The sequence below is a fragment of the Halobaculum gomorrense genome, assembly GCF_900129775.1.
GTDB lineage: Archaea > Halobacteriota > Halobacteria > Halobacteriales > Haloferacaceae > Halobaculum > Halobaculum gomorrense.
This window is the reverse complement of record NZ_FQWV01000007.1, coordinates 36,528-48,987: the sequence shown is the minus strand read 5'-3', so window position 1 is coordinate 48,987 and position 12,460 is coordinate 36,528. Positions and strand designations below refer to the sequence as shown.

The window sequence follows — 12,460 nt, the reverse complement described above, 5'->3', positions numbered from 1 at the left end:
CGTCATCCGTGAGATACCTAGCAGAAGCTTCAACACCGGTCGCCGGGTTCGAGTGAGTAATGAGCGACGACGGGAGCCGCCCCGACGACCCGCTGTCGCGGTTCCTTCATGCCGAAACCGGGGCGCTGCTATTCATCCGAGAGATACTCACGTCGGTGCTGGCGGTCGCGACGATCGGTCTCTTGCTGTTCGCCGTGTCGGGCGTGTGGCCGCCGATGGTCGCCGTCGAATCCGGCAGTATGGAGCCGCACATGGAGCGCGGCGACCTCGTGTTCATCACCGAGCCTGACCGATTCTCGCCGGAGTTCGCGTACGGCGACACCGGAATCGTCACCCACGAAACCGGTCTCGAACGGGGATACTCGACGTTCGGCGCGCCCGGGTCGGTGGTCGTCTACCGACCTCCGGACTCGGGCGGGCCGCCGATCATCCACCGCGCTCGCCTCCACGTCGAGGAGGGCGAAAACTGGGTCGACCGGGCGAACCCCGACTACCTCCCGTCGAACTCCTGCAAGCAGATCTCGGCCTGTCCCGCGCCGTACGATGGCTTCATCACGAAGGGCGACGCGAACGCGCAGTACGACCAGGTGAGCGGGATCGCGCCCGTCGTGCGATCCGAGTGGGTCCGCGGGATCGCGCGCGTCCGCATCCCCTATCTCGGGTACGTCCGCCTCGTCTTCTCGGAGGCCGTGCTCGTCCAGGCGGAGGGGCTCTCAAACGGCGTGGTGGCGGGATCGACCGACGGAGTCGAACGCGTGGACGCCGCCAACGGGACGGAGTCGCTGTCGGCGCCGGGATCGCTGTCGGCACCGGGATCACTGTCGATGGCGCCGGAAGCACCGTCCGTCACGGCGGCCGGCGGCGCGCCGACCGCCGCTGCCGCGTGAGGGCGTCACCGCACCGTACGCGGCGCTCCGTCGCCGCGAATCGACAGCCCGCGCCACGTACCGCGTGCCGACGAGGACGGTGTCTCGGACACACAGCCATGCGTTGGACACACAGCCATGTGTTGGACACGCATCCGCCATTTCAAGTAGAGCGAATTATTCCTCGAAAATCAGGTACTGCGAAGCGGTCGTGGAGTCGAAGCAAGGGGGTATACTGATTCACGAGCACAACGATTCGGGCTGACGTGAGGGGGCCGGAGCCAATCTGGATCAGACGAGCAGCGACGGGTGACTGGTGACCGATCGGAGATCTGGGATCGATCAGTTGTCGAAGCGAGCCTGCACGAACGGTTGGACGTCTTCGATGTCACCCAGGCGGGAGTCCGACAGGAGGACGGCTTCGGTCTCCTCGACGGGGACCGAGAGGCTGATCTCCTTCGTGCGACCGTAGCGACCCTTCGAGACCACGACGGCGTTCACGATCCCGAGCATGTCGAGCTCGGAGATGAGGTCGGTCACCCGTCGCTGGGTGAGCACGTCCGCATCGATCTCCTCACAGAGGCGCTTGTAGATGTTGAACACCTCGCCGGTGTTGACGTTGTGAACCCCGTTCTGTTCGAGGAGGATGATCGAAAAGAGGACGATCTTGCTTTGGGTCGGGAGGGTCCGCACGACCTCGACGACGCGGTCCAGTTCGATCTTGTCCTGGGCCTGGCGGACGTGCGCCTCCTCGACGAGATCCGCCTGCGAACGCTCGGCGAGTTCGCCGGCGGTGCGCAGCAGATCGAGTGCGCGGCGGGCGTCACCGTGCTCCTGGGCGGCGAAGGCAGCACACAGCGGAATCACGTCCTCGGTGAGCGCGTCGTTTTTAAACGCGATGTCCGAGCGGTGCTGGAGGATGTCCCGAAGCTGGTTCGCATCGTACGGCGGGAAGACGATCTCCTCCTCGCCGAGGCTCGACTTGACCCGGGGGTCGAGGAAGTCGGTGAACTTCAGGTCGTTCGAGATCCCCATGATGGAGATCCGGGAATTCTCCAGTTCGGAGTTCATCCGCGAGAGGTTGTACAGCGTATCGTCACCCGATTTCTCGACGAGCTTGTCGATCTCGTCGAGCATGATAACGACCACGCGCTCGTGATAATCGACGGCGTCGAAGAACGTGGAATACACCCGATCGGTCGGCCACCCCGTCATCGGCACCTCCTCCATCTCCTCGCGGTCGGCCTCTAGGTCGGCGATCCGGTCGTCCACGTCGGCGACGGCGTCGAACTCGGTGTCATCGAGCGCGTCGGAGCTGTCTGTCGATGCCGATCGGAGATCGCGAAGGTCGTCGAGCCGGTCGTCGATGACGGCCTCGTTCTTCTCGATGAACTTGTTTGCGAGCTGCGCGAGCACGCGGTACTGCGTGTCGGTCACCTCGCAGTTGATGTACTCGACCTCGCAGGGCACGTCGTACTTCTGGGACGTGGACTCGAGCTCCTGAGAGACGAACTTCGCGGAGGCGGTCTTTCCCGTCCCCGTCTTCCCGTAAATGAGGATGTTCGACGGCGTCTCTCCGCGCAGCGCGGACACGAGAATGGTCGCCATCTTGTTGATCTGGTCCTTCCGGTGGGGAAGTTCGTGCGGCGTGTACGAGGGACGGAGGACCTCCTTGTTCTCGAAGATCGGCTCTCCCGAGAGGAGATCGTCGAACAGACCCGTGCTAGCCTCGTCGTCATCAGCGAGCACCTCGTCGACGTCGAGGTCGACATCCGCGCGCGACCGCGACCCTGACCCGAACTCGAACGAGGCGCCGGTCGCGTCGTGGTCGGTCCGGTCCGCGTCTCCTGCGGCGCTCTCCTCGGAGTCCTCGCCGTCCTCGCCGTCACCGTCCGCGGAGAGGCTATCGCCGCCGGTGTCGCGATCGTCGGGCGACGACAGCCCCACGTTTCGAGTGGAGTCGTTGTCGGCGTTGCGATCGTCTGCCGGGGTTCGGTTCGCGTCGGTGCCGCCGGAGTTCGAGCTTCGATTCGGTTCGTCGTCCTGTGTCATCCGTGTGGTTCACCCCTTCGTTTCGACTGGAATCCGTACCCGGCACCCGCCAGATCGCGGCGGTTCGCCCCGTGTGCGGTAGGGTTTGTGTCCGCTTCGGTGACGGTCGGCGTCCAGGTGATGCAACCGAAATGGATGGACAGCCTGTAAAAAAACGTTACTGTTCCGCGGTGCAGTCCGACTAGATCGCCGCTGGTGCACAGTTCGATGAGAAATCGAGGGCATGGCGGGGCGATCGCGGCGTCCTACCGGCGGACGTTCGCGGACGGTTTGTTCAGTGTCGGTTCGTGGGGCTCCGATCGAGATTTGCGGTCGGAAGGAACTGACCTTCGCATGGATCGAGTAACCGATTTCGACTAGAAGCTGGGGGGATGTCTCGGGGTATGATCGGATTGATGACCCCGTACTGTAGTCGAGCTGTGACCCCCCCACCCCTTCGTTTCCAGTGGAACCGGCCACGACCGGGTGGGGGGTGGAGTCCGTCTAGACTGCGGTATATTTATTACACATGCTAGCTAACAATAACCGAACGACTAGCAAATTATTTTATTAGGTGTGCGTTGAGCACTGAAAAATACGTGGCGCGTGAACACCGCCCCGGTCTTTCGGCAGTTCCACTCGAAACGGAGGGGTGGGGGTGTGGAATATCTCGTTCTCACTAGCCTGTGACTCCAGGAAGCGACGCCTCGATCTCCGCGATCCCGTCTATCCGGAAGCCGACTCATACAGTCGGGCGCTACTCGCGACTCAGTGGCCGACGCTAGTATCTGAGCCTAGTCTCCGTCGGGGGCGCCCGTCGCCCGTATCTCTCACCACTCTCGTCTCAGTAGGGCGTCCGATACGGGCGGGGACGGTTGAGATCAGTCGGTTCTGCTCGGATCGCGAATTTCACGGGTCGAAGAGAAATTCCGCCCTGTCCCCTGGAAAGCCTCACGTACCCCGTCTGACGTAGTGCTTAAGTGGCACGGAGGGTTTGGGGCGATAACGCCCTCCACACGGGACGGAGGGGAAACGGAGGCCAGGATGGGTCTGCTCACCAATCTCAGGGACAGTATCACACGGGTCACCGATCGGCTGTTCGCCGACGACGAGCCCAAACGGATCGGGATCTACGGCCCGCCGAACGCCGGGAAGACCACGCTGGCGAACCGGATCGCCCGCGACTGGACCGGCGACGCGGTGGGACCGGAGAGTCACATCCCGCACGAGACGCGTCGCGCGCGTAGAAAGGAGAACGTCCAGATCGAACGGAACGGGAAGACCGTCACTATTGACATCGTGGACACGCCGGGCGTAACCACGAAGGTCGACTACAAGGAGTTCCTCGACCACGACATGGAGAAGGACGATGCCGTCAAGCGGTCGCGGGAGGCGACCGAGGGCGTCGCCGAGGCGATGCACTGGCTCCGCGAGGACGTCGACGGCGTCATCTACGTGCTAGACTCCTCAACGGACCCGTTCACGCAGGTCAACACGATGCTCATCGGGATCATCGAGAGCCAGGACCTACCGGTGCTCATCTTCGCCAACAAGGTTGACCTTGACGACGCCGACGTGAAGCGCATCTCCGACGCGTTCCCCCAGCACGAGACAGTACCGCTGTCGGCGCTGGAGGGAGACAACATGGACGAAGTGTACGAGAAGATCGCGGAGTACTTCGGATAATGCCCGAAGCGACCACCCCCAACGGCGGCGACGGTGACGGCGACGGCGTCCGTATCGACCTGATCAGCGGCGCGCGCATGGAGGGCCTCACCTCGATGGAAAAGATCCGGCTCATCCTCGATTCCGTCCGCGACGGCGACATCGTCGTTCTCGAGGCCGGGCTCTCCCCCGAGGAGGAGTCGAAGCTCATCGAGGTGACAATGACCGAGATCAGCCCCGACGACTTCTCCGGGATCGAGATCGAGACGTACCCGTCGAGCCAGCAGCCCAATCAGGGCCTCGTCGGTCGGCTCCTCGGCAAGGAGGAAGCCGCCAACAAGCTGACCGTGATCGGGCCGGCCAACCAGATCGAGACGCTGCACAAGGACGAAGACCTCATCAGCGCGCTCGTCTCCCGGAAGTAACCAATGCCCCACCAGTGTACCAACTGCGGGCAGACATTCGCGGACGGCTCCAAGGAGATGCTCTCGGGGTGTCCCGACTGCGGCGGCAACAAGTTCCAGTTCCGCCCCGCGGGGGCATCGGACTCACCTCCACCCGAAGCGGGGGGCGATACCGACGGGGACGCCGAGTCGACTCGCCCCGATCCCGGGGAGTCCGCCGCGAGGCGGACGGAACCACCGCAGCCCGATACCGACTCCAGCGACCACGCTCGATCGGGAGGGTCGGTCGGATCGACCGGCTCGTCCCAGCCGTCGTCGGACACCGAAGACGGCGCGCAGGCGAGCGCGCGCACCGATGTCGTCTCCCCGGACGAACTCGCCGCCGCCGCCGAGCCGACCGGACCCGCCTCGGAGCCGAGCGAGGACCCACCGGACGACGGGACGGCACAGTCTGATGAGGAGTCGGCCGATCCCAATCTCGACGCGCTCCGCCAGAAGCTCAACGACCAGTTCGAGTCCATTCGCATCGTCAGCCCGGGGAAGTACGAGCTGAACCTCATGGAGCTGTACGACCGCGAGGAGTACATCATCTCGCTGCGCGAGGACGGACGGTACGTCATCGAGATGCCAGAGGGCTGGGACGACCGCTGAACGTGGACACGAACGCCCTGTTCCACCCGAATCGGTCCCGTTCACGACCGGACAACTCGGTTGATTCGGCCCGCCTCACATCGATTTAGTCGAATCCATTTTCCACTCGAAACAGCCCTCTATTCGGAAGCGCACCCCGCCACTCGAACTATCCCTTCCTTCCGAACCATACCTCCCACTCGAACGACATCGTTCCCCCCGACCTATACGGTCCCACCTGAGTCGGTTTCTGGTTTCGATACTCCCTTGCTGTCGGGCTTTCCGATCGGAAGTGGATGCTCTCCGCGCTCCGCGAGCGCCTCCGATCGGCGCTGTTCGCTTTCCCCTCCGTGTTGGCCGCGTTCGGGCTGATCGATCCGAAGAAAGGCGAGGAGGCGTTCGACCTCGCGGTCCCGGTGATGGTGACCGGCGGTCTGCGGACGCTCCTGCGGGTCGCGGATTTCCTGATGGTCGGGATGTACGCGGGCGGCGCGGCGATCGCGGCGCTGGAGTTCGGGTTTCAGTACTACTTCGTCCCGTTCGGGCTGGCGCTCGCGCTCACCTCGGGAACGATCAGCGTCGTCTCTCGCCTTCAGGGCGCGGACGACCCGGCGGAGGCGAACCTCGCGATCAAGCAGTCGCTGTGGCTCGCGCTCGCGCTCGCGGTACCGATCACGGTCTTCACTCACTTCTACAGCGAGGAACTGATCGGCGTCCTCACCAACGACGCCGAGACCATCGCCCTCGGCGGGGCGTACCTGCGCGTGGTGATGTACTCGGTCGGGTTCCGCTTCTGGTCGATGATCGCCGCCCGCGCGCTCGCGGGGTCGGGCGACACCCGCACGCCGATGTACGTCCGCCTGCTCACGCTCCCGACGAACGTCGGTCTCAACGCCGCGCTCATCTTCGGGATCGGTCCGTTCCCAGAGTTGGGCGTCGTCGGGGCCGCGTGGGGCACCGTCGCCGCGACGACGCTCGCGGGCGTCGTGTTCGGGTGTGCGCTGCTGTCGGGTCGCTACTCGGTTCGCCTCCCAGTCGGCGGCAAGCAGTGGGACACCGGCGTCGCGCGCGAACTCGTCCGCGTGAGCCTTCCGCTCGCGGGCACCCGGCTCTCGCGCACGTTCGGGCGGTTCCCCTTCCTGTTCCTGCTGGGCGTCCTCGGAACGGATGTCGTCGCCGCCTACGCGATCGGCCGCCGGGTGATGCTGTTGGCGCTGATGCCCGCGTGGGGCTACTCAACGGCCGCCTCGACGCTCGTCGGACAGGCGATCGGCGCCGGCGACGACGAGGAGGCCGACGGGTACGGCTGGCAGACCCTCCGCCTCGCGCTCGCCACCCAACTGCTCATCGGGGCGGTCATCGCGCTGGCCGCCCGCCCGATCGCCGCCGCGTTCGGCTCGGAGAACCTCGCGCTCACCGTCACGTTCGTCCGGGTGTTCGGTCTCGGTGTCGCCGGATTCGCCGTCTCGCGGACGATGCGGGGCGGGCTGCGCGGCGCCGGCGACACGCGCTGGCCGTTCTACGGCGGTCTGATCAGCACCTACCTCGTCCGCCTGCCGATCGCCGCGCTCGCGCTCCCCGCCGGCTACGCCGTGACGCTGTTCTCCGGCCCGCTCGCGGCGACCGTCGGGCTCGCGCCGCTCGCCGTCCCGCTCCCGGGAATGGGGCTCGGGCTCGCCGCGGTGTTCGCGGCCATCCTCGGCGACATGTACGCCCGTGCGGCCGTCAACCTCGTCCGTTACCACAGCGACGCCTGGAAGGCCGTGGCCCGCGAGTCCGGCGTCGGCGCGTCGGCGGACGCGGACTGAGCGGCCCGAGTACCGAGGCAGCGCTTCGCCTCGACCCGCGCGTTCCCCACCGGCTGACGGCGACGGAATGAAGCCTTTATACACCACGCCTCGCCACGTCGAGGCATGAGCAAGGCGACGAAGATCGTGCTCGGTACCGTCGGCGTGTCGGCCGTCCTCGCGGTCGGCATCATCCTCGTTCTCGCGTTCGGGTAGATGGCCGGCTTCGAGCGCCGAACGCTCCCACAGCCGGTCGCGGCCGTCCGCGAGGCGTACGCCCCCGACAGCGTCGTCCTCGACGCCGGAGCGGACTTCGAGACGCTCCCGCCGGAGGCCGCCGAGGAACTCGGACTGCTGGTCGACGCGCTCGACCCCGCGGCGTACCCGGCGGAGTGGCTCCCCGAGGATGCGCCGCCGCAACTGCGTCGGTACGCCGGATCGGATTTCACAATCGGGATGCCCGGAGACGGCACCGTCGTGTGGACGCGCCAGACGACGCCGCCGACGGTTATCGCAAAGAAGCGGGCGGAGGGAACGCCCGAGGAGTTCCTCGCGTTCCTGCTGGCGGAAGCGTTCGTCGAACTGTCGCTCGACGTTCCCGAGCACTTCCTCCCCTTCTTCGGCGAGTCGTACCGCGACCTCGCGGCGGCGACGCCGCTGGGGTCGAACGAGACGTACCAACTCGCGGCGGCGCTGTTCGACGCCTGGGTCGGCCTCCGGACCCGCGAGGTGTTCCGATCGTGGGCGGCGGACGGCGACGGCAGCGCGAACGCTGAAGGCGACACCGGCAGCGACATCGATCACTCCGACAGCGACGCAACCATCCACCCCGAGATCCACGCCGCGTGGCTCGACGCCGGGGACCGCCTTGTCAGACGACTGGAGAACCTCCCGTCGGAGGTCGCCCGTGGCGGCCTCTCGTTCACCGGGGCGACGGAGTACGCCTGTGCGGCGGTGAAACACGACCTGGACCTTCCGGCGCCGTTCTCGGCGCTCGACACCGCCGCATACCGCGACCACGGCGCCGACTACGCGGTCCGCTGGGCGAGCAAGACGTTCGAGACGCTCGACGAGTAGCCGCGCGACCGCCCGTCCGGTCCACCGGTGCGGTCCGTTCGTGGCGATCGGTTCCCAGCGGTCCGTTCGTGGCGGTCCGATCAGCTAGTCCTCGGACTGGCCCCCGGGAAGATCAACCGTCACCGACCCGTCGTCGGTGAGGTCGATCACCACGTCGAAGAGGTCGCGGAAGCGTGCGATCTCGTCGGCGTCGTGGACCTCTCGCGAGAGGTGGAACAAGCCGACGGCGTCGTATTCGACAAGCAGGTCGAGCATCCGGCTCGCGGCGTCGTGGACGCTGTCGATGTCGGCGTAGTAGGCCAACTCGGTGAGCGAATCGACGCTGACCCGGCGCTTTCCGGCGTGGGAGTCGAGAAACCGCTCGACCTGCTCGACGACGCCGTCGAGGTCGTCGGGCGCCGAGACGTAGTGGTAGTGGTCCGCGCTGCGGCGCGAGTACCCCCGCTCCACGGAGATGGTGTCGAGGATCTCCGCGCGCGACTCGTCGACGTCGTAGTGCTCCAGTTTCTGTTCGACCTCGCGGGCGGTGGTTCGGGTGGAGACGACGAGGAAATTATCCGTGTCGGTCTTCAGAAAGTCGGTGTCGATGCGGTCGGTCTCGCCGATGCTCGGGTGTAGCAGAAGCACTCCGAACCCGCCGGGTATCGTCGTGTCTACGTCGCCGACGGCGAGCGTGTAGTCCATGCCCGAGTCTCCGGCCGCGCGAACTTAAATCTCGTTGGGCGCCGCACGGCGCCACGCGGCCGGGTCGCCTGTCGCCCGAGCGCTGTCGCTTGAGCGCCGTCGCCCGAGCGCTGTCGCTTGAGCGCCGTCGCCCGAGCGGGGTCAGAACTCCGCCTGCACGATCTCGAGCACCTCCTCGCGGTCCTCCCACGAGACGAAGATCGCGACAGAGGTCGCGGAGGTGATGATGTCGTGGACGTTGATCCCGGCGTCGGCGATGGGGCCGACGATGCTGGAGACGACGCCGGGCCGGTTCGGCAGCTCCCCGCCCATGACGCGGATGACGGCGTAGTCGCCCTCGGTGCTGACCGACGACAGCGAGCCGTCGCCGACGACGACCTCGTCGTGGAGGGCCGCCTCCGCGCGGTCGGACGCGTCGGTGTCGATGTAGAACGTCACCGAGTCCATCCCCGAGGCGACGGCGTCGATGTTGATCTCCTCCGCTCGCAGCGCCTCCGACAGGTCCGCGAGGATGCCCGGTCGGTTGCGGATGGCGCGTCCGGCGACGGTGATGCACGCGAGCGGCTCCTCGCGCATGTCGATGAGGTTCTCGAAGCTCCCCTCGATGCGCGTGCCGCCCCCGAGGAGGTCGCCGTGCTGATAGTGGACGACGCGCACGTCGAGATCTTCGTCTTTGTAGACGAGTGCAGACGGGGCGATCACCTCGGCGCCGCGGAACGAGAGATTTCGGAGCTCGTCGACGGTGATGCTCGCGACGTTTCGCGCGCCCTCGACGACGTGCGGGTCGCCAGTCATGACGCCCTCCACGTCGGTAACGATGACGACCTCGTCGGCGTCCATGTACTTCCCGAGCATCACGGCGGTCGTGTCCGAGCCGCCGCGACCGAGCGTGGTGACGCCGCCGTCGAGCGTCTGCGCGAGAAAGCCCGTGATGACCGGGACGACCATGTCCATCTGTGCGGCCAGCGCGGCCGCGCGCTCGCTCGTCGCCTCAACGTCGACCTCGCCGACCTCGTTGGTGATGACGGGCCACTCGTCGCGCCCCGGTTCGAGGAACATCGCGTTCACGCCGCGGGCGGCCAGCGCCGCCTTCAGCATGCGGACGGAGGTGCGCTCGCCCATCGAGACGATCTCCGCGCGGTCCTTGTCGCCGACCTCGAAAGTGATCTCGTCGAGGAGGTCGTCGGTTGTCGACCCCATCGCGCTCGCGACGACGGCGATCTCGTGGCCGGCCTCCACGGCCGCGGCGATCGAGTCTGCGGCCCGCTCGACGCGGTCGCCCGAGCCGAGAGATGTGCCGCCGAACTTGGCGACGACCCGCATTACGGCCGCACCCCGCGCGTGATCGGTGAACGTACGTCAGATTCTCCGCGATTCATGCCGCCGGATAACACCGGTTCGCGTTTAACGCTGTCCTCTGTCGCAAGGGTCGCCGGTCGCGGTGGGCCCGCTGTGTCCGGTCACCGGCCGTCGCGCTCGCGGGGCATTTTTCAGCCCGCACCGCGAGGGAGCGACATGGTCGGACGCAGCCGGCGATTTGCGCTCGCGGACTCCGCCCAGCAGATCGTCGGCGGCTTCCTGCTCGCGGGGCCGTTCGTCGTCACCGACGAGGTGTGGGGGCTCGCCGTCGGGATGGCGTGGTATCAGACGGTCGTGACCATCGGGATCGTTCTCGCGGTCGGCTACGGCGCGCTGTACAAGGCCGACGACGACCGCGACCCCGACCGCGAGGCGGAGGTCGGCGGGGTGCCGCTGCGGTTCGTCTCGCTGATCCTCGTCTCGTACCTCTCGGTCGCGATCCTCGCACTGGCGTTCGACGCGCCCGCGACGCTCATCCCCAACCACATCGACCCACCCGTGTCGATGCGCGATCAGGTGTACATCACGCTGAAGGCGATGAGCGTCGGGTCCGTCTTTTCGGTCATCGGCGCGGCGACCGCCGACTCCGTGTTCTGAGTCTCCGGCGGTCGGCCGTCCCCCGACCGGTCAACTGAACCGCGCTTCAGTAACGCGAACTACTGAATTCGGCTTCCGAGAACGCCTTTTTGGGTACTTCGAGTAGATCCGATATGGTCTCGCTGGTCCGTCGCTACTACTTTTACCGGGCGTCGCTCTCGTCGGGGTTCTACATCCCCGTCTCCGTCATCTACATGGAATCGAGGGGTCTCGGGCTCCCGGAGATCGGGCTCGTCCAGGGGACGTTCCTGTTCTCGATGGTCGTCTGGGAGCTGCCGACGGGGTATCTCGGGGATCGGCTGGGCCGCCGGGCGGCGCTCGCGCTCGGGAGCGCCGTCACCGTCGCCGTGATGGCGGGGTTCGCGCTCGCGGAGTCGACGCTCGGGTTCGCCACCGTCTACGGACTGTGGGCGGTCGCCTGGACTTTCAAGACCGGAGCCGCCGACGCGTGGCTGTACGAACTGCTCGCGACCCGAGGCGAGGAGGAGGAGTTCTCCCGGATCAGCGGCCGCGCCGACTCGGTGCTGCGGCTGCTTTCGGGCGGGGCGGCGCTGTCGGTCGGTCTGCTGTACACGGTTGACTCGTCGCTTCCGTTTCTCGCCAACGCCGCGTTGGCTGGGATCGGGCTGCCGGTGTTGTTCACGCTCCCGCGGACGAACGGCGCCGGTTCCGGGGACGACGCTGCCGTCAAGGACGCCGCCGTCGAGGACGCTGCCGTCGACGACGCGGACCCGTCGCCGATCGGCGTTCGCGAGGTCGCTCGCGTCCTCCGTCGGGAGCTCTCGCGACCGTCGATCCGCTGGGTCGTCGCGTACGCGGCGCTGTTCAACCTCGCCTTCTCGGTGACGCGGGTGTTCGAGCAGCCGGCGATGCGGTCGGTCGGCGTCCCCGTCGCGGGGCTAGGCCTCCTCTATGCCGGGTTCAAACTGGTCTCGGCGATCGTGTCGAGCCTGACCGGAGCGGTCCACGACCGCCTCGGCACCCGCGGAGTGCTGTTCCTCCTCGTTCCCGCCGTCGGCGTCGCCTACGGCGCATTCGCCGTCGTTCCGGCGCTGCTGGTCCCCGCGCTGTTCCTCAGGCGAGGACTCCAGCGGATCACCCGACCGGTCCGGACGGAGTACGTGAACGACCGGGTCGAGGACGTGGGACGGGCGACGGTGCTGTCGGGCGTGTCGATGGCGCTTACGCTCGCCTCAGGCACCGCGAACGTCCTCGGCGGGCGGGTCGCCGAAGCGGTCGGTCCGCTCCGGTTCCTCTCAGCGACCGGCGTTGCCGTCTCGCTGGCGGCGGGGATCCTCTGGATCGCTGTGCGACCAGTCAGGAGCGCCGCGGGTGACCCCGCGCCGTCGTAGTCATCGGT

General features: G+C 66.8%; 12 protein-coding genes. 9 read left to right on the top strand and 3 right to left on the bottom strand.

Annotation, left to right across the window (positions count from 1 at the left end; genetic code table 11):
* The first annotated feature begins 59 nt into the window (after positions 1-59).
* Positions 60-887 carry a S26 family signal peptidase gene (locus tag BUE16_RS12360; protein ID WP_073310159.1) on the top strand — a complete coding sequence of 276 codons (828 nt, stop codon included), beginning with the start codon at positions 60-62 and terminating at the stop codon, positions 885-887.
* 321 nt (positions 888-1,208) lie between these two features.
* Here the strand turns inward: BUE16_RS12360 and BUE16_RS12355 are convergent, their stop codons facing one another.
* A complete protein-coding gene (locus BUE16_RS12355; protein WP_143165435.1) occupies positions 1,209-2,918 on the bottom strand; it encodes a Cdc6/Cdc18 family protein in 1,710 nt (569 codons plus the stop codon).
* A gap of 1,023 nt (positions 2,919-3,941) precedes the next feature.
* Between BUE16_RS12355 and BUE16_RS12350 the strand changes: the two genes are divergently transcribed.
* The 6 genes from BUE16_RS12350 (at position 3,942) to BUE16_RS12330 (ending at position 8,460) form a co-directional block, all read left to right on the top strand.
* A complete protein-coding gene (locus BUE16_RS12350) occupies positions 3,942-4,583 on the top strand; it encodes an Era-like GTP-binding protein (protein ID WP_073310158.1) in 642 nt (213 codons plus the stop codon).
* Positions 4,583-4,987 (top strand): DUF2073 domain-containing protein, encoded by a 405-nt coding sequence (locus tag BUE16_RS12345; RefSeq protein WP_073310156.1) that lies wholly within the window; start codon positions 4,583-4,585, stop codon positions 4,985-4,987. Before BUE16_RS12350 ends, BUE16_RS12345 begins: the two co-directional genes overlap by 1 nt.
* A 3-nt stretch (positions 4,988-4,990) precedes the next feature.
* Positions 4,991-5,617, top strand: coding sequence for an OapC/ArvC family zinc-ribbon domain-containing protein (locus tag BUE16_RS12340; protein ID WP_073310154.1), 627 nt, complete (start codon positions 4,991-4,993; stop codon positions 5,615-5,617).
* Between the two features lie 275 nt (positions 5,618-5,892).
* The gene (locus tag BUE16_RS12335) at positions 5,893-7,404 is read left to right on the top strand and encodes an MATE family efflux transporter (RefSeq protein ID WP_073310152.1); all 1,512 of its coding nucleotides are present in this window, start codon (positions 5,893-5,895) and stop codon (positions 7,402-7,404) included.
* A 105-nt stretch (positions 7,405-7,509) separates the two neighbouring features.
* A complete protein-coding gene (locus tag BUE16_RS17575) occupies positions 7,510-7,599 on the top strand; it encodes a hypothetical protein (protein WP_425600880.1) in 90 nt (29 codons plus the stop codon).
* Positions 7,600-8,460 (top strand): DUF7089 family protein, encoded by an 861-nt coding sequence (locus BUE16_RS12330; RefSeq protein WP_073310150.1) that lies wholly within the window; start codon positions 7,600-7,602, stop codon positions 8,458-8,460.
* Positions 8,461-8,544: 84 nt separating this feature from the next.
* On the opposite strand, the gene BUE16_RS12325 is transcribed toward BUE16_RS12330, so the two are convergent.
* Together BUE16_RS12325 and BUE16_RS12320 are read right to left on the bottom strand one after the other, a co-directional pair.
* Positions 8,545-9,144 (bottom strand): DUF7090 family protein, encoded by a 600-nt coding sequence (locus tag BUE16_RS12325; protein ID WP_073310147.1) that lies wholly within the window; start codon positions 9,142-9,144, stop codon positions 8,545-8,547.
* Positions 9,145-9,285: 141 nt separating this feature from the next.
* Positions 9,286-10,467: an aspartate kinase gene (locus BUE16_RS12320; protein WP_073310145.1), complete on the bottom strand. Its 1,182-nt coding sequence runs from the start codon at positions 10,465-10,467 to the stop codon at positions 9,286-9,288.
* A 192-nt stretch (positions 10,468-10,659) separates the two neighbouring features.
* On the opposite strand from BUE16_RS12320, the gene BUE16_RS12315 reads away from it, so the two are divergent.
* Together BUE16_RS12315 and BUE16_RS12310 are read left to right on the top strand one after the other, a co-directional pair.
* Positions 10,660-11,100 (top strand): DUF2391 family protein, encoded by a 441-nt coding sequence (locus BUE16_RS12315; protein WP_073310142.1) that lies wholly within the window; start codon positions 10,660-10,662, stop codon positions 11,098-11,100.
* A 113-nt stretch (positions 11,101-11,213) separates the two neighbouring features.
* Complete coding sequence (locus tag BUE16_RS12310; protein WP_073310140.1) at positions 11,214-12,452, top strand: MFS transporter; 1,239 nt, start codon at positions 11,214-11,216, stop codon at positions 12,450-12,452.
* The last annotated feature ends 8 nt before the right edge of the window (positions 12,453-12,460 follow it).